A 19,242-nucleotide genomic window follows, 5' to 3' on the forward strand; every position below is an offset into this window, starting at 1 on the left:
GAGAAACACAGCCTCAGAAACATCGTGTTTCTCGTTGATTACGCTCACCATCTTTCAGCGGCATTGAACCGAGCAGGACTCCGATTTCAAACTGTTCGCCATGGAAATCGGAATGCTGTCGAACGTGTCTTTAGAGAAATAAAACGTCGAACGTCTTCGTTTAGCAATAGTTTCAGCCATGTCGATCCAGCAACCGCAGAAACGTGGCTGCAATCGTTCGCCGTCTGGTGGAATTCGCTTAACTAAACACGATGGGTATTGTCTGACAAAGACTTATATTCACCCATCGCTACCGTTCGGGTATGGTACAGAGTGACTCACCGTACGTCTTCGGCCACGCACCGCCAGCGAAAGCCCGTCACGACCCCGAAGGGCGGGATCTCGTGATCATCGATGGGAAGTCGATGACGTACCGGCACCACCGCGCCCAGCAGTAAGCCGCGCCGACCGCAGAGTGGCTGTTTTCGCCGTGTCGAGAGTTTGTGCCGGCGGTTTTGATTCGTCGATGTCGCCTATTCAAGAACGAACGATTCCTCGCCGTCGAGTACGTGGGCTTCCGTCCCGCTGCCGGTGGCGCGGACCTCACGCACCCAGTCGTCGGGGTCAACATCGATCGGCGGGAAGGTTCGGTAGTGCATCGGGAAGGCATACTCTACATCGAGCCAATCGACCGCCTGCGCAGCCTGCCACGGGCCCATCGTGAAGTGATCGCCGATCGGAACGGCCGCGGCGTCGGGTTCGAGATACGGTCCGATCACGTCTTTCATCTCGCTCATCAAGCTGGTGTCGCCAGCGTGGTAGAACGTCGTCGACTCGCTGTCGGCGACCTGTGTGGGTTTGGTGTCGCTGATGACGAACCCGGCGGGCATGCCGCCCTCGTACTCGTGTTCGGTGTTGATGCCGTTGGTGTGGTCGGCGCGAACCATCGTCACGAAGGCGTCGCCGCACTCGACGGTGCCGCCGAGGTTCATGCCGATGCCGCCGACGGCGTCCTCGTAGCCTAACTCGGCTTTCGCGTAGCTGACGATTTCGGGGGTGGCGACCAGCGTCGCCTCCGAGAAGTGCTCGGCGTGACCGATGTGGTCGGCGTGGCCGTGGGTGAGCAGGACGTAGTCGGGTGTCTCGACGTCTTCGGGCTCCAGTTCGCTGTGGGCGTTGTCGAAAAACGGGTCGATGAGGAGGGACGTTTCACCGACGGCGACGTGCCATGCGGAGTGACCATGATATGTTATCTCTATCGTCATAGACAGTTGTACTACCGGCAGCAGACACATAAAACTCGGCCGGCGGTGGGGGTTGCCGACCGCTACGGCGAGCTCACTCGCAGAGCCAACAGCGCGGCGATCCCCAGCGAGAGAACGACGCCGACGGCGGCGATATCGGCGGCCGGCGGTGTGAGCCGCGGCACTGCAAGCTGATACAGGAGCCACGCGCCCGCGGCGGCGACCGTACAGTACAGCAGACTCCCGGCGGCGTGGATCGTCTCGGTTCGGAGCGTCGGCGAGCCGTCGGGCAACTCCTCGCGGATTCCCGTCCCGAACTCGCCGACATCCCAAACACAGAGTCCGGCGGCGGCAGCGACGACGGCGAAGCCGACCAGATCGACGATCACGGCAGCGACGGCGACGCCGAACAGGCCGACGCTGCTGAGCGCGACGCTGCCGGCCCGGTTCGGAATCACCAGCACGGTCTTTAGTGAGCCGACGACGCCGAGCGGCTGGAGCGCGAGCAGCACCAGCAGCCCGACGACGGCGGTCCCGGCCGCAAACGGTGGGGCGGCCTCCGCGAACTCGATGATCGCCGCCGGGACGGCCGACGGTGCGGCCGCAAGCAACCGCTCCATTACGCCGAACTCGGCCGCGAGATAGCCGGCGGGCAGCGCGGTCAGAACCCCACCCGCAATCGGTGCGAGCAGTCGCGCCAGCGTCCAGCCCAGCCCGCGCCGCAGCGAGCCGAGCGCGCGAAAAACAGCGAGAACGCCAACCGAGCCGATCGTCGTCACCAACAACGCCGCTCTGAGCGAGGGCGCGGTGACGATGCCGACGAGTAGGCCGCCAAGCGAGGGCGGTAAGGTCGCAGCGAGCACATCGGTTCGCAGCAGCGACGTGTAGCGCGTGATCGTCGCCGCTCCCGCCGGAGCCGCCGCATTGAGCAACAGCCCGAAGCCGACAACCGCACCGAGACTGAACAGACCCCGAGCAGCGGTCGACCGCCACGCCTGCACTGTCGTAATCGTCGCCGTGACACCGGAGCGTCGATCGGGCGGCAGCAGTCGCTCGACCGGAAGCCGCGCGAGGAGCCGCCCGACCGCGAATAGTGTGATCGACACCAAGATCAAAAACGTCGCCAGCGCGTGGCTCGGCGCGACCGACAGCAGCGTCGACACCACCACGTCGCCGACGGCAGCCAGCGCGTCGACGGCCTGCCCTCTGAGCGCGGCCCGCGGCAGCACTTGTGCGGCGAGAACGAAACCGATCCCGAGCGCGCCGGTGACCAGCACCGCGCTGCTGCGGAGGATCGCCAGCCGGCTGAGGGTTCGCGCCGGCGTGAGGAACGCCCCGAAACTGGCGAGTGCCAAGGAGAGTAATCCGAGCCCGGCGAAGAGGCCGAAAAAGCCGCGCTGGAGGACGACGTAGACGACGAACGCACCCATCGCCAGCGTCGCCGCGCCGGCGAGCGTGCCGACCGCAACGCCGAGGGCGGTCACCAGCGGATTGTCGCTGGCGGTCGTCGCCAGCGTGGCCGCGAGTAACAGCCCGCTGGCGACGGTGAGGGCCGCACCGGTCGGGCCAGCAAAGGCGGTGCCGACGACGCTGACTACACCGAGTGTGAGCAGGATCGTCACCCAATCGCCGAACCGGAGGCTGTAGAGCCGGCGGCGGAGGTGGGCTTTCGTGTCGCCGAGCGTTGCTCGAAGGGCCGCCCGCACCGCCGCCAGCCGATCGGTCGCAGCGTCACTCTCCTCAGGTGTATCGTCTGCGTCGCCCGACAGCGTCGCGTACGGCTCGCTCACGGCGACCACCGCTGTTGGAGCCGCTGGAGTTCGACCATGATCGGCTCCCGAAGCGTCCAGTCGGCGACCGGGATGTCACGGCCGCGCAGGCGTTCGATCCGGCCGCGTCGCTGGAGTCCCGCGACGCGCTGGCCCGGCGTCAGCTCATCAACCGCAAGCCCGGTCGTCATATCCGGCGAGAGGACGCTCACCGCATGGCCGTAGGCGGAAATCCGCTCGGCGGCATCGACGATTTCGTCGTCAACGAGCGGGCTACAGACGACGACCTGTGCGTTCGCCGGCAAGCGGCCGAGGAGTCGATCGGTGCCGCCGTCGGTAGCGACGGCCTGATCGGTCGTCGCAGCCGTATCGAGCACGTCGTTGATCCGCTGGCGAGTGCCCTCGTCGGCACCGGGATCGACCCAACTCCCGGTCAGGGTGGCGAGCCCGGTGCGGTTGCCACGCTCGATCGAGGCGACGATCCCGCGGGCGGCGGCGTACAGCGAGAGATCGAAGGAGTTCGGCCCGCCGCCGATGCCGTCAACGTGGGCCGCGACGCGGTCGTCGATGACGAAGACGACGGTGACGGCCTGCTCCAAGCGGTACTCGACCGTCGAGAGCGTCCCCGAGCGGGCATACTGGTTCCAGTCGATCCGGCTCAGCGGGTCGCCCGGGCGGTACTCCCGCACCGAGTAGAACTCCAGTCCGGAGCCGCCGGTGTCGGTCGGCGTCTCACCGAAGAACTGGATCGTCTGCTGGCGCAGCGGCATCCGATCGAGCAGCGTCTCGCAGGTGAACTCGGCCGTCCCCTCGGCGGTGACGTGGTCGGCCGCGCCGAACGTCGCCGCGAGGTTTCGCCGCCGGACGGTCGCCTCGCCGAAGCTGAACTCCCCGCGCGGCGCGATGATCTCGTAGCTATGGCTGGCCGAACCACCGGGTTTGAGCGATGTTGCAAACGAGGGCGTTCCGCTGACGACGGCCACGTCTTCCGGGAGGTCCTCGGTCACGCGGAGGTCCGGCAACATCCGATCGCCGTCGTTGTCGATCTCGATGGTGACCGTTACCGGGACGCCGGGGGTCGGCCGGTCGGTATCGAGGCTGCGGCGGACGGTGTACTCGGCCGGCGGTGCAGGCGAGGCCTCCGCCAGCACCACGAGCCCGATCGCCACCAGCGCGACCAACAGCAGCGTTTCGAGCCCGATAACGACGCCGAGGACGGTCAGCAGGATCGCGCCGACCATCGCCCCCTGCCACCGCGAGAGGTGCTTCATCCGTCGCTGCCCTCCGCAGATCCGGCGCGATCCGCCGCGTCACGCGCCGACTGGTCCGTGCCATCAGGATTGTAGTACCGCTCGATCGCGGTGATCGCATGAGCGACACCCGTCTCGAAGGGGTCGCGGCCACGGAGCAGATCCCAGACAGTGAGCGCGAGCGGCACCGAGGGCCCCTCCTCGTCGGCCAGCAGGCCAGCGGCGCGGTCGTCGGTCGTCCAGTCGCCGGTGCCAACGGCCTCGCTGGCGGAGTCAGCGTCGTCGCTGGTGGTTCGCTGGATGGTCGTCGCCGCAGTGCGGCCGAGTTCGGCGACGGTAGCGCGGCGGGCGGCCTCGCGCTGGTTCCGGGAGGTGCCGCCGTAGTCGGTCGCCGTCTCGTAGTTCGCGTCGAAGCCCGCGCCGAGGTCGCCGCGGGTCGTGCTGCCGTCCCGGAACAGCGATTGCGTGGCTTCCGTCCGGGGCTCGTCGTCGCCGAGCGTCCGGTCGCCCAACAGCCGCGAGCGGACGATGATCACGAGCCCGACGAACACGAGCATGACCGTCGCCGCCAGCAGGAACGCCACTGGCTCGGCGGCCGAAAGCAGGGTCCGAACGCTCGGCACCGCCGCGAGCACTTGGGTCGGGAATCGGTAGAGAATCACCACGATAGCCAGCATGGCGGCGGCGATGCCGAGCGGCAGGAGCGCGCGGAGCCGCCTCATGGCTCGCCCTCCTCGGTCGGCGGTGCGTCGGCGTCATCGTCAGTCAACGCCGCCGCGGCGGCTTCGACCTGTTCGGCGGCATCGACGGCAGCGTCGGCGCGGTCGCCCGGATCGCGGTCGCCGTACTCGACGGCTCGGAACGCGCCGAGCAGCGTCGCCACCGGCGGCTCGGGGAGGCCGGCATCGACAGCCCGCTGTTTGATCTCTCCCGGCGTGCGGTTCGGATACCGGCTGACGCTGGCGACATCGACGACGGTTCGCCACGCGTCCCTGATCCGCTGGCGGTCGCTCCCAAGCGACGGCGACGCGGCGGTCTCGGAGCCAGCTGGCTCACGACCGAGCAGCGACCGCACCGACGAGTCGAGCGACCCTTTCGCGTCGGCGGCGGTGGCGAGCAGGAGGGCCCGCAGTTCGTCGAGCGTCGAGACCGACCGCAGCGCGGCGACCGCTCGCTCGACGGCGTCAGCGACACCGAAAACGAATCGGGTGACGCCGTTTGCGAACATCGTTGGCAACGAGAGCAGGAACTCGATCGCTGGCTTGTCGCTGCGATAGGCGAGTACGGCGACCATAAGCAGTACGATGGCGACAACAACGAGGATGATAGTCTCCAGTCGCCCGCGGTCGGCGACGCCTTCGGGTTCCGTCGGGCCCTCGTCACCAGCGGCCGAGTCTTCGGTCTGACTCGCTTGGTCGGTGTTGGTGCCGTCACCGTCCTGCGTCAGTTGGCCGGTTTCAGCGTCGCCACCGGATTCGCCGGTCGTGGTTGTCCCGTCGCTGGAGGTCGTCTCACCGCCGGTCGTTCCGGCGTCGCTGTCGCCACCGCTTGCGCCGTCAGTTGTTCCATCAGTAGACTCACTGGTCGCGGTGGAGCCGTCCGTGGTTCCGTCGGCTGCCGTCCCATCCGCAGTGCCATCGGCTGTCGTGCCGTCAGTGGTCGTTCCGTCAGTAGTCGCGCCGTCAGTCGTGCCGTCGGTAGTCGTCCCGTCAGTCGATCCGTCAGCGGTCGGTCCGTCCGGAGAGTCGCCGGCAGTCGGCTCACCGTCAGGAACCGTGCCGTCAATCGATTCCGGCGATATCTCGGCGTCGCCCGGATCGACACCGCTGACGCTGCCGCCGAGCGCGCCGCCGACGGCGTCCTCGCCGAGGAGCGTCGCAAGCAGGCCGGCGAGGGATTTCGCCGCGCCGGTCATCTCGGCGTCCTCGGCGGCGGCTGCAACGTCGTCGTTGAGTTCGCCGGTAGCGGGTTGGCCGGCCTCGCCGGCGGCCGAGGCGACCGCGTCGTCGACGCCGTCGCTGGCGGACTCGCTGACGCGGTCCAGCGGCGTCTGACCGGCCAACGCCGGCAGCGCGCCCGCCGCGAGGACCACCCCGAGAGCGAGTAACAGCGCGGCCAGCCCGGTGGTGCGCCCGCCTCCCCCGACAGCCATGATATGGGTACAACCACGGGCGCGTACATAACCGCTGTGGCGATTCGGTCGGGAGCGAGGCCAGAGAGGGACGCGAGAGGGCGGAAGCCACATACGCGTTGCCACCCTACGAACAGCCATGTTTACCGGGCGGACCGACACCCCCTGTTGTCTCTGTGGGAGCCCGACCACCGAGAGCCGGATCGAAGTCCCGCCGCGGGCGGTGACGCTGATGGAAAACAGCGGTCCAATCGCGTGGCAGGACATCGTCAGCCCGGTGACCCTGCAGTTCTGTGCCGACGACTGGGATCTCGTCTGCGACCTCGCCCTCGATATGGACCAACACCCGCTGTCGCGGTGTAACGTCGCCTACGCCTCGTTCGATCTGCGGGAGGATTTCGAGGCCCTGCTCAACGAAACGAAAGCCCCGACGGATCACAGCGAAATGGAAGCCCGGCTGCTCTCACGGAGCCGCGAGGTGCTGGCCGACGCCGACGACCCGATGACAGAAGAGCGTGATCTCGTCGAAGCAGCCGTTATCGACGCCGCACTCGCCGAACTGGATGTGTCGCCGTCGACGGCCGACTGAGCAACGGCGGGCCGGTAGTCGCCATCGCCGACAACGCAGCGATGTCGTGTGCTCACTGGGAAGCAGCGGTAGCTTCTTAACCCAATCCGACGCACCACCGGCCACCGGTGCCCTGTAGTTGTTCACAGCGTCGGCGGGAGTGGTCGCCGTGAGTAGCCGGAACCGCTCGCCGAACGCCGAACTCGGACTGTTGGACGCGACGATGATCGGAATGGGTGCGATGATCGGAGCCGGCATCTTCGTGCTGACCGGGCTGGCCGCCGAGATCTCCGGGCCGGCCGCGATCGTCGTCTTCGCGCTCAACGGCGTCGTCACCGCCTTCACCGGACTCTCCTATGCCGAACTCGCCGCATCGATCCCGAAAAGCGGGGGCGGGTATGCCTTCGTCCGGGAGATCTTCGCCGACTTCGCCTCGTTCATCATGGGCTGGATGCTCTGGTTCGCCTACATGATCGCCGGCGCGCTCTACGCGCTCGGCTTCGCGCCGAACTTTTTGGAACTCCTGCACGTCTACGGCGTCGTCGCGCCGCCCGAGGAAGTCGGTGCTATCGCGGTCCCGGTGATCGAGGCGTCGATCCCGCTGTCGGTGTTGCTGGCGTTCACCGCGGTCGCCGGGCTGGTCGCGCTCAACGCTGTCTCGACAGCCGCAAGCGGGAGCGCGGAGACGATCTTTACCATTATCAAGGTGAGCATCCTCGTGGTGTTCGTTGCCTTCGGGGTTACCTCGCCGATGTTCTCGTCCGCGGAGTTCCAGCCACTCTTCCCCGACACGGGGCCAGCATCGATCCTGCCGGCGATGGGGCTGACGTTCATCGCCTTCGAGGGCTACGACCTCATCACAACAGTCACCGAAGAAGTCGAAAACCCACGGGAGAACATTCCGAAGGCGATCTTCCTGAGCCTCGTCGCCACCGTGATCGTCTACTTGGCGGTCGTCGCGGTGGCCGTCGGGACGCTCGGTGCCGAGGGGCTGGCCGCGGCGGGCGAGGCCGGCATCGCCGAGGCGGCGACCTCGTTCATGCCGACCGGGCTGCCGATCATCCAGAACGGGGGCGCGCTGATCGTTTTCGGGGCTGTGTTCTCGACACTCACCGCGCTCAACGCCGTCGTCATCGCCTCCTCGCGGGTCGCCTTCTCGATGGGCCGAGAGGGGCAACTGCTCCCGTCGGTCGGTCAGCTGCATCACCGCTACGGGACGCCGTTCGTGGCGATCCTCGCCAGCGCGGTCGTGATGCTCGGCTCGGTCGCGCTGCCGACCAAGAGCGCGGGCAACATGTCGAGTCTGTTCTTCCTCCTGTCCTTTATCATCGTCAACGTCGCCGTCATCCGGCTTCGCCGCGAGCGGCCGAACATGAACCGACCCTACGAGATTCCGTTCTATCCGGCTCCGCCGCTGATCGGGATCGCGCTCAACCTCCTGTTAACAGGCGTTCTCGTCGAGTACCTGCTGCGGACCGACCGACTCGCAATCCTGCTGAGCGTCGGCTGGCTTGGCCTCGGCGGAGTCGCCTACCTCGCGCTTAACCGTTATCGAGCGCGGCAAAACGAGACCACTGACTCCATGACCAACAGCGAAATCACTCCGGAGGGCGAAGAACACCCATGACCGAGGATCGTGACGTAATCATCGCGGGTGGCGGCCGGGTCGGCTGTGAGACCACGGAGCTGCTGGCCGACCGCGGGCACAACGTCACCATCATCGAACGCGACCAAGCGGTGACCGATCGGCTGGCCGACGAGTGGCTGGCGACGCTGATCACCGGCGATGCGACGAACCCCGACATCATCGAACAGGCCGGCGTCGACTCGGCCGACGTGATCGCCGCGCTGACAGGTGAAACCGGACTGAACCTTGCGGTCTGTCTCGCGGCCGCGGAACTCAACCCCGGGATTCGGACGGTCGCCCGAATCGACCGCGCGGTCGGCGAGGCGTACCTCCGGTTCGTCGACGCCGTCGTCTTCCCCGAGCGGGCCGGCGCGCGGGTCGCCGCCAACGAGATCGTCGGCAGCGACGTCCAGACGCTGGCGGATGTGACTGGCGAGCTGGACATTATGCAGATCCGTGTTGCCAAGGACGCGCCGGCTGCGGGCAAACAGCTCAGCGACGTGCGCTTCCCCGACGGCGCGCTCATCATCTCCGACGGCGCGGGGAGTTGTGTCGTCGGCTCCGAGACAACGCTGACGCCGGGGAGTCGCTATCTCGTCGCCGTCGAACCCGCCGTCGCCGACGAAGTGCTGAACCTCTTGCGCGGGTAGCCGGACCCGGGTAGGTACGAACTATGCAGACGCAGGCCGAAGGGATTGATCTGGGCGTGAGTATAGAAAATCTACATCTATAGTCGGCTGAATCTGTACATCCACGCCAAAATATAAATACGAACTCGACGGATATTTCAGAGATGGACGATTTATCGGCAGCCCAATATAAATCACTGATTCGGCAGGGGTCCGACGTGGTTTCAATCGTCGCCGAGGACGGTACTGTCCGCTATCAGTCTCCGAACTCTCCGCATATCAAAGGGTGGGAACGCGACGAACTGGTCGGCGAGAACATACTCGACTATATTCACCCGGATGACCGGATCCATGTCGCGGAGGAATTTTACGCGCTTGTTGATGCCGATGGCCACATCGAAAAACAGATCGAGTTTCGATTCGAGACGAAAAACAGCGGGTGGATCTGGCTAGAAGTCACAGGGACAGCACCCGGCCCGGAGATCCCGATTGACGGATATATTACTACCAGTCGGGATATCTCCGACAGAAAAGAACGCGAACAGGAACTGCGGGCAACGAAACGGGAGCTCGAACAGTCCAATGAGAAACTCGAACAGTTCGCCTACGTCGCCTCCCACGACCTCCAGGAGCCACTCCGGATGATCGGCAGTTACATCGAGTTGCTCGAAGCCGACCTCGACGGCGAGCTTGACGACGACACACAGGAGTACATGGCGTTCGCCGCGAAGGGGGCAGACCGCATGCAGGCGATGATCGACGGACTGCTCCAGTATTCGCGGGTCCAGACCGACGGCAACCCGTTTGAAACGGTAGATACCGACGCGGTGCTCGACGATATGTTGCAGGATCTCAAACTCAAAATCGCGGAGTCCGGTGTCGAGATCGACCGCGAGACGTTGCCGACAGTAACCGCTGACAGGGCCCAGCTTGGACAGGTCTTCCAGAACCTCGTCAAGAACGCCATCGAACACGGCGACGAAAATACGGTGGTGGAGATACGCGCGACAGAGCGAGACGGAGAGACCGAATTCACCGTCGCTGACAACGGCCCCGGCATTCCTGCGGATCGGCAGGACGACATCTTCGATGTCTTCGACAAGGGCGGCGACAGCGACGGTACCGGGATCGGCCTCGCCGTCTGCCAACAGGTCATCGAACGCCACGGTGGCGACATCTGGGTCGAGTCAACTGTGGGCGACGGAACGACGTTTCATTTCACGATTCCTGACAAGGAGTGAGGCCGCTCACAACGCGTCACCAGCCGCCGCTCGAAGGAGGCCGCCGGGTAGTGGCATTTGTGCGGTTCTGTCAAAAACGGCCATCCTGTAGCAACCACCACGGAAAACGAGCGACGCGAGTGCCGAAATATGGATTCAGACGCGCTGGCTGTCGGTCGCAGCCTTCTCGATCTCGCTTTTCAGCGCGGCGGCCGCGAAGTCGTGGTCCGGCCGAATACTGACGAATCCAAGGAAGTCGGCAGCATCCAACACCGACGAAATCGAGTACGATTCGAGGGCGGCGTCGACGGTCGCCCGCGCGCCGAGGATCGGTTCGAGCGCGGCCAGCCCGCAGGCCAGATCGTACGAGCGGATCGCCTCCCGGGCTTCGCTGTCGACGCTGGTCGCGTCGATGAAGTAGAGGTCGTCGCCGCGGATGAGCACGTTCTCCGCCCGGAGGTCGCCGTGAGCGAGGCCCGCATCGTGAAGCGTCGCCAGCGCGGCGAACAGCTCGGTCGCCAGCGACGCCTCGGTGTCGGGATCGAGATCGTCGAGCGCGCGGAACTCCGGCAGATATTCGAAGACGACGATGCCGTAGCCGTCGACCTCGAAGGCCTCCTTCGGCTCGGGCGTGTTGAGCCCGAGGTCGCGCATCTCCCGAGTCGCCTCAAGCTCGTGGCGGGCCATCTCGGCAGGCGTCTGGAAGGACTCGAAGAAGCCGGCGGTTCCACTGGAGAACGCCCCGAGGTTCCGGCCAGTCGTAAACAGCGCGTGGACCAGCGTGTTCTGCTGGCTGATGATCTTCACGAACAGCTCCTCGTCGATCACGACCGGCGTCGACAGCCAGTTATCCGCGTCGAGAAACCGGGCGTGGGACGGCGAGCGGTCGTAGCGGTCGGCGACAGCCTGGACGACGCGCTCTAAGTCCCCCCAGCTGATACGACCACGGACGAGACGACGCAGCAACACTACGCGTATCGAGGCGGTCAGTCGTAATAAATGACCGGTGCAGCCGAAATCACCCGGCAGCGGGCACAGAGCGGTTTACGGTTGCCATGAGAAACCACAACATGGTATAGACACGCACGACATGTTGGCGAAATTATTAGTATTCGAGATTGTGACCGATTGTATTATGTATATTCGTCCTGTTGTAGTTGCTAACGAGTGGGGCAAGTGATGGTATCTGTCATTGACACGTCTGGGCACAGCACGTCCGGGCAGGCGTCGGCTGGTGGTAGGCGATGAGCCGACGGGCGGATGTCATCGGCAGCGACGGGCTCTCCGAAGCGATCCTCGCCGCCATCGACGACGGGGTCGTCGTCGTCGATGAGGACGGGGCGATCAGCCACACCAACGAGACCGCCCGGGAATATTTCGGGCTCTCGGCGGACGTGACCGGCACCCCGATCGGCGAAGCACTGCCGCACGGCGAGACGCTCAGCGGCTTGGAAACCGAACCCGACGACGACACGGAGTCGCTCATCGACAGTATTACCGGCGAGACCGACACCGACGCCGAAGAGCTACCCGTCCTCCGAGCGCACGCCGACGGCGTCGAACTCGTCGTCGGACGGGGTGAGACGAAACGGCACTTCATCGTCCGGGTCAAACCGCTGGACGCGTCGACTCCCGCAGCCGCCAAGCTACTCCTCTTCGATGAGATCAGTGCCCAACGGCAGATCGAATCCCAGTTCGAAACCGTGTTGGATTACACCGCTGACACGGTCGCCATCGTCCGGGCGGACGGAACGATCCGATACATCAGCTCAGTCCCGGACTCTCCGACCGAGCAGTTGACCGAACTCGTCGATACCGACAACATCGTCGACATCACCCATCCTGACGACAAACAGACCGTCAGGAACGCTCTCGAGGCGGCCAGCGAAACCGACAACGCGTCGATCCACCACTGCCGGCTGGAGACCGCGGGCAACGGCTGGAAGATGTTCGAGATCGCGGTCCGCGAAAACGACTCGATCCCGGCCATCGACGGGCTGATCCTCACCGCCCGCGACGTGACCGACCAACACCACTTCGAGCAGCGACGACAGGTGATGAACCGCATCCTCCGCCACGACCTCCGCAACGACATGAACGTCGTCGTCGGCCACGCGGAGATGCTGTGTGACTCCGACGACCGCGTCGTCGCCAGCCACGCCGAGACGATCCGCAAGAAGGCCCTCTCATTGGTGAATCTGGGCGATAAGGTCCGCACGATCGACAAACAGCTCCACGGCGTCGAGCGCGACCTCCGGCAGGTCCACCTCTCACAGATCGTCCGCGAGGAGATCGACGAACTCCACGGCCAGTACCCAAGCGTCATCATCCGCTCGCGGATCGAGGAGGCCTCGATCATCGGCAACACGCTTGTCCGAATTGCCATCAGCAACGTCCTCGACAACTCCATCGTCCACAACGACAACAGCTGTCCGGAGATCGAGATCGACGTGACCCACCGCACGGAAACCGGTCGCGTCGAAGTGGAGATCCGCGACAACGGCCCCGGCATTCCCGAGGGCGAGAAACGCGCGATCACCAACGAGGCCGAAACCCCCCTCGAACACATCAGCGGGCTCGGCCTCTGGCTCGTCAAGTGGATCGTCGACGGGATGGACGGGACGCTGTCGATCACCGAGAACTCACCGCGCGGGACGGTCGTCACGCTCTCCTTTATCGCCGCCGACGGCTCGGCAGCAGAAGCCGAGGACGCAAACACCGGCGCGGCGTTGGACCCCTCCGGCTTCAGCGGCGGCTCGATGGCCGACAGCGAACCGATCGGGACGACGACCCGCAGTGAAAAGTAAGTCTCCTCGCCGCAATCGTTTTGCTCCCAGTGAGTGAGCAACAGATATGCGTCGCCAGCGACCGCGCCGCGGCCGGCAGCTGAATCACGATCGGTCGCTCCATCGTCGTGGGGTGCTGACCGTTGGTGTCGCCGCGTTGCTCCCGACGGCCGGCTGTCTCGGCGGGAACGGAGCCGAAGACCCACTAGACGAAGACGGAAACGAGGACGCCATAACGACGCCGGATCCGGATCATCCGATCCGGCTTGCTAACGAAACCGACCAGCCAGTCGAGGTGACGGTCACCGTCATCCGAGAATCGACCGGTGAAACGGTCTACAGCGAGACCCACCAATTAGCTGCAGAAGAGCAGGACAGAGAGGTGTACAACACGCGCCAAGCGAACCCCGAAGGCATCGAGTCGTTCCGGATCGAACTGACGAGCGGCGGCGATACCGTGACCGAGACAGTCGAAACGAGCGCGTGCTACGGTGAAGTCATCGGCTTCGTCACTGCCGAGGGACTCAGAAGCACGTACTCGATCTGTTGAAACGTCTGTGGCTGTCGCTCAGCGGGGAGCGACCGGTAACAAGACCGGAGAGTTAGTCGATGTGGCCTTCGCGGCGGAGNTGNNCGGCGTCCTGNNNNTCGTANCGCCANTCGANNTCGNCCTTCTCGTCCTGCCAGTCCCACGGCTCGATGATGACGACGTCGCCCTCGTTGATCCACGTCCGGAACCGCATTCGGCCGGGGATGCGNCCCATCCGNTCTTTNCCGTCNTNACANCGNANTCGNACNCGNCCGCCGCCGAGCATGTCGGTGACGACCGCGAACATCTCGTTCTCGTCCGGCATGCGGAGGTCGTTCCGCCCTGATTCTTCTGACACGGTTGTAATAGGAACCCAACCCAATTAAATCGTGGCATGTCGCTCCGTCGCCGTGCGGGACGCTACCGTGACGACTCGGCGACGGGAACTACTCAGTATCCGAGTCCTGCGCCCGCGACAGCGTCAACAACACCAGATAACCGATCAGGCCGAGCAGAAACAGCAACACTGGGAGCACAAAGGGGCCAAAGGTGTTGATAAGAGTATCGAGCGGGCCGAGAGCCATACCGACCGAAGGCGACGAGCAGTGTTAAACCCTGTCAGTACACCAGTCCCAGCAGTCGAACGGCTTTTGTGGCCGCTCTGCAGCGTTGGCATGTGTACCGCAAGGGCCATCTCGGTGTCTCGATGCTCGTGTTCGCGCCAGTCGGCTACTGGCTCGTTGCCGTCGGCGAACCCGAACCCGCACTGCTGACCGGCGCGGTAATGCTTTGGCTCGCCATGCTACCGGACATCGACCACCGACTGCCAGTGATCGAGCATCGAGGCGTGACCCACTCGCTGCTGTTTGCGGGCCTCATCGGTGGCCTGTTCGGCGCGGTCGGGATCGTCATCAGCGGCGCGTTCAGCGTCGCCGGGGTGAGCCTCGGCGTCTTCGGCTTTCTGCTCGGCGCGCTGACCGTCGGCGCGCATCTCGTCGGCGACATGCTCACACCCGCCGGCGTCCCGTTGCTGTGGCCGCTGCCGCAGACCTACTCGCTGTCGCTGACGCGAGCCGACAATACCGTAGCGAACTATGGACTGTTCGCGGTCGGGATCGTCGTAACCGGCGGCTGGGCGGCGGTCGCCTTCGGCGTCGCCTGACGCATCGGCGACAGCGTCGGTGGCAGCGTCGGCTGCCGAAATACCAGCGTTTTTCGCCGTGGGGTGCGGAAATAAATCCGAGATGGATTGGTCCTCCGGACGACGCATGCGTTGCAGGTCCCGACAGGAGCACCACGATGAGTGACCGGAAACGATCCGACGCGGCAAGCGACGGCGGCCGGGAGCAACAGCCGGTCGGTGCCGTCACGGCCGACGGCGAGATCGTCGCTAGCGGATCGGGTGGCGACAGCCGGGAGTCGCTGGGCTGGCGAGTGCTCAGCAAGGCGTGGGCTGTCGGCGTCGGGACGGGCCTCGGGTTCGGCGCGACGGTGTTGTCGGCGATCGTCGGGTTCGTGCTCCTGTTGACGCTGAATGCGTTTTCGATCCCGCAGCCGTCGTCGCCGCTGGTGCGCGTCGGCATCCAGTTCTTTTTCGGCCAGCTGCTGGTAATGGGCGGGCTGGCGGCGGGCTACCTCTGGGCGACGGGGAAGACAATATCGTATCTCAACATCCGCCGGCCGACGCTCGGCGAGGGCGTCCTGATCCTGCTCGCCCCGTTTGCGGTGATCATGGTCAACATCGGCGTGGGGATCGTCGGGATGGCCCTCGGGATCGAGAGCTCGCCGCACGCGCTGGCCGAACTGGAAAACATCTCGGCGTCGTTCTACCTCTATCTGATTCCGTTTATGCTGCTGATCGTCGGCCCTTTTGAGGAGTTGCTGTACCGAGGAGTGATCCAGACCCGGCTGCGGCAGTCGTTCGGCCCGGTCGGGGCGATCGGCTTTGCGAGCGTGATCTTCACGCTGATTCACCTCCCGGCTTATGGGCTGGGGAGTGCGGCTCCGGCATCGATTGCGATTTCGTTGACGGCACTGTTCGGCGGCTCGGTGATCTTCGGGAGTCTCTACGAGTGGACCGGGAACCTAACGGTCGTCGCGTTGGTCCACGGGGTCTACAACTCGATTCTGTTGACGCTGCTGTACATCGTCACCCGCTACGAGGACGAACTGATGGAACTCTCCGAGCAGGCGGTCGTGCTGATCGGCTTTTGAATCCCGCCGCGGGCCGTGGCGAGAATTTATATTTTCGTACATACAACGTACAGACACGTGAGACGAAATGGGAAGCACGCGAGTCAACTTCCGGCTGCCCGAGGAGTTGGTGGAGAAGGCCGACATCGCCGCCGAAGTCGGCAAGACCAACCGGACCGAGATCGTCAAACAGGCCCTGCTTGCGTATTTCGAAGAAGTCGAGACTGAGGAAGGGTTCAAGGAAGCGGTTGTCGATCTCTACCTTGATGACGAGATCGGGTTCGACGTGCTGAAATCGGTGATCGGCCGACAGGACGCCGAATCCGTCCGAGCGTCGAAAACCCTGCTTGAAGACGGCGAGGAACTGGCCGACGATCTCGCTGAACTGTCCTGACTGCTCATGATCGTTGCCGACACGAGCGCGCTCATCTCTCTTGCCACGGTCGACCTCATTGCGACGGTGCTTTCGGAGTTCGATGTGCACACGACCGAGACCGTGATCGACGAACTGGAGACAACAAGCGAGTACGACGACAGCCACGGCGACGCCGCCCAGCGAGTGTTGGCTGAGCGGGATCGACTCACGATACACCGCGTCGACGACGCGATCGAATCCTCCCGTGTCGATGTCGGCGAGGGGAGTTGTGGCCGGCTGAGCGCTGACCACGGGGCGTCGTTCCTGCTCACTGACGACCTCCGTGCACTGCCGGAGTTACAGACCGTTGTCGACGCCGATGTCGCCATCTCGCCGATCGTGCTCAAAGCACTCGTCCAGCGGGACGTGCTGAGCCATGACGACGCGGTGAGCAAAGTGGAAACGCTTGCCGACCGACGGGACTGGCTCGGCGCGCCGATCTACAGGCGAGCGAAGGCACTGTTCAACTGAAACCAAAGAAAGCCTAGGCCGGAATTTGAATCCGGGGTCTCGTCCTTACCAAGGACGCGCTTTACCGCTAAGCTACCCAGGCANGCANNANCTCGTAGTTCGGGTTTGTCTTTAGGCGTTTCGATTCACCAGTGCCGCCCTGCGGTTTGCCCGCGTTAGGGATCGCCAACCGAGGACGCGACGGGGCCGTCGCCGCCGGTCGAGTGCTCGGATAGTCGCTGTCGCAAGGGGTCAGTGAGCACCGCGCCAGCCGGCGGCAACGCCGTGTCGCCGTCGTACTCACGCGCGGCGGCAGCAACGTGGTTCAGCAAGGCCTCGGAGGGTTCGCCACCAACGGCGGTGACGCCGGCGCGGACCGCCAGCGCGAAGATGTCGGCTTCGAGGTTGCGGTCGAGAGCAGCGCGGTCGTCGTCGGTTGGGGCCGCACGGCGATCGGTCTGATCACGACCGAAGGCGCGGATCGTTTCGACGGCTGCCGTCGAGGCTTCGGTTCGGGCCAGCAGGTAGAAGCCACGGGAGACGAGTACGTCGGCCGCGAGAATGTCCATGTCGGCGTCGATCTCGCGGTCGCCGACGGTCGCCCACGGCTCGCTGTGGGCCAGCGAGCGAGTGAGTCGCAGCCCCTCGTAGATCAGCTGCACGCCGGCACTCCGGTCGAGCAGCGGCTCAGTCGCCGTCGAGGGATCACGGCCGGTCGCACTCGCCACGACGAGCACACCCGGGGCCATCGAGGCTGCTTCGAGCCGGTCGAAAAGCACCTCGCGGAGCGCGGGCGGCTCGATGTCGGCGACCGTCTCGCGCGCTGCTGCCCGAGCCCGCACGGCATCGTCCATTACGCTCAGATAGGGATGCAACGGGCAAAGACCTTTGGAAAGGCCGGATCGACCGACCGCCGAGCGGTCAGCGTGGCCCGACTCGCTGGCGATGAGAGACACTGTCGCGCCATCCGACGCCGGGGCGAGTATTGGGGAAAAGTACTACACTCGTCTGACATGTGGCAGACGAATTTACTCGGATTTCCGTATGAGATCGGCTGAGAGGGGTTACTGATGCGATAGTATTTTACTGTAGAACCACGACACTTACATAACTGAGTCGTAGCCCAACTATGTCAAACAATACTATCTCAGGGGGGAGCCCGGCCGTCGACTCCGAAGCACTCGGCGAATGGGTCGCGGAAACCGCAGCCCAGAAGGGGATTTCCGAGCGGGAGCTGCTCGACGAGATTCTCTCTTCGTACTGGGTACTCGAAGAACTCTCGGACGTGATCGTCGACTCCGATGCCGAGAGCCCCGCCGCGAACGCACAACCCGAACGGAGCCAGCCGAAGGCCCAACGCGAAACGGTCGGCGGGCCATCGACGACCCATACCGAACCGGAGGCGGAGCAATCCACCGACCCGAAGGCACCCAACCAACCCGAGCCACAGACCGACGACCACCCGCAGAATACGGAGACTGAACAGCCGGTCGAAGCTGACGCTGCGGCGGGCGGCGACGCGAACGACGATATTGCGATCTCTCGAACGTTCCACTATCGGGCAGCCGCTGACGACGCCGAAAAATCCGACGAGGAAATAGAGATTTCCGGTATCGAACAGGAGCTCCAGAAGCTCCGGACGGTTGTGACCGAACTCTCCGGCGACGAGTCGCTGCCGAACCCTGAGTCGGGAGCGGATTCCGAGCGAGCGGAGACCAGCCACCCGCCAAACCGCGAACTAAAAACCGACGGCAACGACAGCCACATCGATGACTCCCACGGAGCGAGCGACCCGCTGGCGGCTCACAGCGGAGCCATCGACGAGTTGGACGACGAACTGGTCGAGATCAGAAACCAGCTGTCGGAGCTCGAAGCCGAACTCACCCGAAAAGTCGAGGCGAACGCCGAGTCCCAGGAGGAACTCGAAGCGTGGATCGAAGACGAGTTCGACAACATCGAAGACGTGCTCCAACACCTGCTGTCGACGACGGACAACCTCGAATACCGGGTCGGCTCAGCGGTCGAATCCCAACGCGAGCAGCTCGAACCGCTACAGGCCGCCCACGCCGAACAGGAGCAGTTGACGACACTCAAAGAAGAGGCGATCCAGAAGGACGTCGAAACCGCTGAGTGTGAGGACTGTGAGGAGGACGTCGATCTCGGCGTGCTGCCGAGCCCGTACTGTCCGAACTGCGAACAGCGGTTCACCGGTGTCGAAGGCGGCTCGGCATGGAACCCGTTCAGTTCGGCGACGCTCCGGACGACCCCGAGCCGGCGGCAGTCGGCAGCAGCTCCACCGGCTGACAGTCACGGAGCGACGGAGGCACACGAACAGCGAGGACCCCAATCAAACCAATCCCCCGAAACACCGGAGCAACAACCACAGCCAGGCGATCCAAACGGCGACCGACCTGACGGTGATTCTTGGGGTTGATCACGACCGCACAAAGCG

General features: G+C 64.6%; 20 protein-coding genes, 1 tRNA gene and 2 pseudogenes. 13 read left to right on the top strand and 10 right to left on the bottom strand.

The annotated features are described in order from the left end of the window. Both EGH24_RS00005 and EGH24_RS15735 read left to right on the top strand, forming a co-directional pair. A pseudogene (locus tag EGH24_RS00005) lies at positions 1-246 on the top strand (IS6 family transposase); the annotation flags it as partial. Between the two features lie 56 nt (positions 247-302). Next, positions 303-437 carry a hypothetical protein gene (locus EGH24_RS15735; protein ID WP_281284915.1) on the top strand — a complete coding sequence of 45 codons (135 nt, stop codon included), beginning with the start codon at positions 303-305 and terminating at the stop codon, positions 435-437. A 75-nt stretch (positions 438-512) separates the two neighbouring features. Here the strand turns inward: EGH24_RS15735 and EGH24_RS00010 are convergent, their stop codons facing one another. From EGH24_RS00010 to EGH24_RS00030, 5 genes are all read right to left on the bottom strand, one after another. Next, the gene (locus EGH24_RS00010) at positions 513-1,238 is read right to left on the bottom strand and encodes a metal-dependent hydrolase (RefSeq protein ID WP_142978769.1); all 726 of its coding nucleotides are present in this window, start codon (positions 1,236-1,238) and stop codon (positions 513-515) included. Between the two features lie 68 nt (positions 1,239-1,306). Beyond that, positions 1,307-3,013: a hypothetical protein gene (locus EGH24_RS00015; protein ID WP_142978136.1), complete on the bottom strand. Its 1,707-nt coding sequence runs from the start codon at positions 3,011-3,013 to the stop codon at positions 1,307-1,309. Continuing rightward, positions 3,010-4,263 carry a DUF58 domain-containing protein gene (locus tag EGH24_RS00020; RefSeq protein ID WP_142978137.1) on the bottom strand — a complete coding sequence of 418 codons (1,254 nt, stop codon included), beginning with the start codon at positions 4,261-4,263 and terminating at the stop codon, positions 3,010-3,012. The genes EGH24_RS00015 and EGH24_RS00020 overlap by 4 nt, the downstream gene beginning before the upstream one ends. Continuing rightward, a complete protein-coding gene (locus tag EGH24_RS00025; protein ID WP_142978138.1) occupies positions 4,260-4,964 on the bottom strand; it encodes a DUF7269 family protein in 705 nt (234 codons plus the stop codon). The genes EGH24_RS00020 and EGH24_RS00025 overlap by 4 nt, the downstream gene beginning before the upstream one ends. Continuing rightward, positions 4,961-6,394 (bottom strand): DUF4129 domain-containing protein, encoded by a 1,434-nt coding sequence (locus EGH24_RS00030; RefSeq protein ID WP_142978139.1) that lies wholly within the window; start codon positions 6,392-6,394, stop codon positions 4,961-4,963. Before EGH24_RS00030 ends, EGH24_RS00025 begins: the two co-directional genes overlap by 4 nt. Before the next feature lie 118 nt (positions 6,395-6,512). On the opposite strand from EGH24_RS00030, the gene EGH24_RS00035 reads away from it, so the two are divergent. From EGH24_RS00035 to EGH24_RS00050, 4 genes are all read left to right on the top strand, one after another. Beyond that, the gene (locus EGH24_RS00035) at positions 6,513-6,962 is read left to right on the top strand and encodes a hypothetical protein (RefSeq protein ID WP_142978140.1); all 450 of its coding nucleotides are present in this window, start codon (positions 6,513-6,515) and stop codon (positions 6,960-6,962) included. 148 nt (positions 6,963-7,110) lie between these two features. After that, a complete protein-coding gene (locus tag EGH24_RS00040; protein ID WP_142978141.1) occupies positions 7,111-8,568 on the top strand; it encodes an APC family permease in 1,458 nt (485 codons plus the stop codon). Then, a complete protein-coding gene (locus tag EGH24_RS00045) occupies positions 8,565-9,218 on the top strand; it encodes a potassium channel family protein (protein ID WP_142978142.1) in 654 nt (217 codons plus the stop codon). The genes EGH24_RS00040 and EGH24_RS00045 overlap by 4 nt, the downstream gene beginning before the upstream one ends. Positions 9,219-9,361: 143 nt before the next feature. Continuing rightward, the gene (locus tag EGH24_RS00050) at positions 9,362-10,438 is read left to right on the top strand and encodes a sensor histidine kinase (RefSeq protein WP_142978143.1); all 1,077 of its coding nucleotides are present in this window, start codon (positions 9,362-9,364) and stop codon (positions 10,436-10,438) included. A 135-nt stretch (positions 10,439-10,573) separates the two neighbouring features. Here the strand turns inward: EGH24_RS00050 and EGH24_RS00055 are convergent, their stop codons facing one another. Then, a complete protein-coding gene (locus tag EGH24_RS00055) occupies positions 10,574-11,386 on the bottom strand; it encodes an RIO1 family regulatory kinase/ATPase domain-containing protein (protein WP_142978144.1) in 813 nt (270 codons plus the stop codon). Positions 11,387-11,661: 275 nt separating this feature from the next. Here EGH24_RS00055 and EGH24_RS00060 point away from each other — a divergent pair, with 275 nt between their 5' ends. Beyond that, positions 11,662-13,224, top strand: a complete 1,563-nt coding sequence (locus EGH24_RS00060) for a sensor histidine kinase (RefSeq protein ID WP_142978145.1) — start codon at positions 11,662-11,664, stop codon at positions 13,222-13,224. Between the two features lie 46 nt (positions 13,225-13,270). Further along, positions 13,271-13,753 (top strand): hypothetical protein, encoded by a 483-nt coding sequence (locus tag EGH24_RS00065; RefSeq protein WP_142978146.1) that lies wholly within the window; start codon positions 13,271-13,273, stop codon positions 13,751-13,753. 52 nt (positions 13,754-13,805) lie between these two features. On the opposite strand, the pseudogene eif1A reads toward EGH24_RS00065, so the two are convergent. Further along, positions 13,806-14,090 (bottom strand): annotated as a pseudogene (eif1A, locus tag EGH24_RS00070) (translation initiation factor eIF-1A). A gap of 88 nt (positions 14,091-14,178) precedes the next feature. Then, a complete protein-coding gene (locus EGH24_RS15190) occupies positions 14,179-14,316 on the bottom strand; it encodes a hypothetical protein (protein ID WP_185903195.1) in 138 nt (45 codons plus the stop codon). 92 nt (positions 14,317-14,408) lie between these two features. Between EGH24_RS15190 and EGH24_RS00075 the strand changes: the two genes are divergently transcribed. The 4 genes from EGH24_RS00075 to EGH24_RS00090 all read left to right on the top strand — a co-directional run bounded on the left by EGH24_RS00075 (position 14,409) and on the right by EGH24_RS00090 (position 16,811). After that, positions 14,409-14,894 carry a metal-dependent hydrolase gene (locus EGH24_RS00075; protein WP_142978147.1) on the top strand — a complete coding sequence of 162 codons (486 nt, stop codon included), beginning with the start codon at positions 14,409-14,411 and terminating at the stop codon, positions 14,892-14,894. Between the two features lie 137 nt (positions 14,895-15,031). Beyond that, positions 15,032-15,946: a CPBP family intramembrane glutamic endopeptidase gene (locus EGH24_RS00080; protein ID WP_142978148.1), complete on the top strand. Its 915-nt coding sequence runs from the start codon at positions 15,032-15,034 to the stop codon at positions 15,944-15,946. A gap of 67 nt (positions 15,947-16,013) precedes the next feature. Beyond that, positions 16,014-16,319 (top strand): ribbon-helix-helix domain-containing protein, encoded by a 306-nt coding sequence (locus EGH24_RS00085; RefSeq protein WP_142978149.1) that lies wholly within the window; start codon positions 16,014-16,016, stop codon positions 16,317-16,319. A gap of 6 nt (positions 16,320-16,325) precedes the next feature. Then, positions 16,326-16,811, top strand: coding sequence for a hypothetical protein (locus EGH24_RS00090; RefSeq protein ID WP_142978150.1), 486 nt, complete (start codon positions 16,326-16,328; stop codon positions 16,809-16,811). Between the two features lie 10 nt (positions 16,812-16,821). Here the strand turns inward: EGH24_RS00090 and EGH24_RS00095 are convergent. Both EGH24_RS00095 and EGH24_RS00100 read right to left on the bottom strand, forming a co-directional pair. Next, a tRNA-Thr gene (locus EGH24_RS00095) sits at positions 16,822-16,893 on the bottom strand. A gap of 73 nt (positions 16,894-16,966) precedes the next feature. Beyond that, positions 16,967-17,644, bottom strand: a complete 678-nt coding sequence (locus EGH24_RS00100) for a DUF7114 family protein (protein WP_142978151.1) — start codon at positions 17,642-17,644, stop codon at positions 16,967-16,969. A 275-nt stretch (positions 17,645-17,919) separates the two neighbouring features. On the opposite strand from EGH24_RS00100, the gene EGH24_RS00105 reads away from it, so the two are divergent. Next, the gene (locus EGH24_RS00105; protein ID WP_142978152.1) at positions 17,920-19,224 is read left to right on the top strand and encodes a hypothetical protein; all 1,305 of its coding nucleotides are present in this window, start codon (positions 17,920-17,922) and stop codon (positions 19,222-19,224) included. The last annotated feature ends 18 nt before the right edge of the window (positions 19,225-19,242 follow it).

This window comes from Halonotius terrestris, from assembly GCF_006861665.1.
In the GTDB taxonomy this organism is placed as follows: Archaea; Halobacteriota; Halobacteria; order Halobacteriales; family Haloferacaceae; genus Halonotius; species Halonotius terrestris.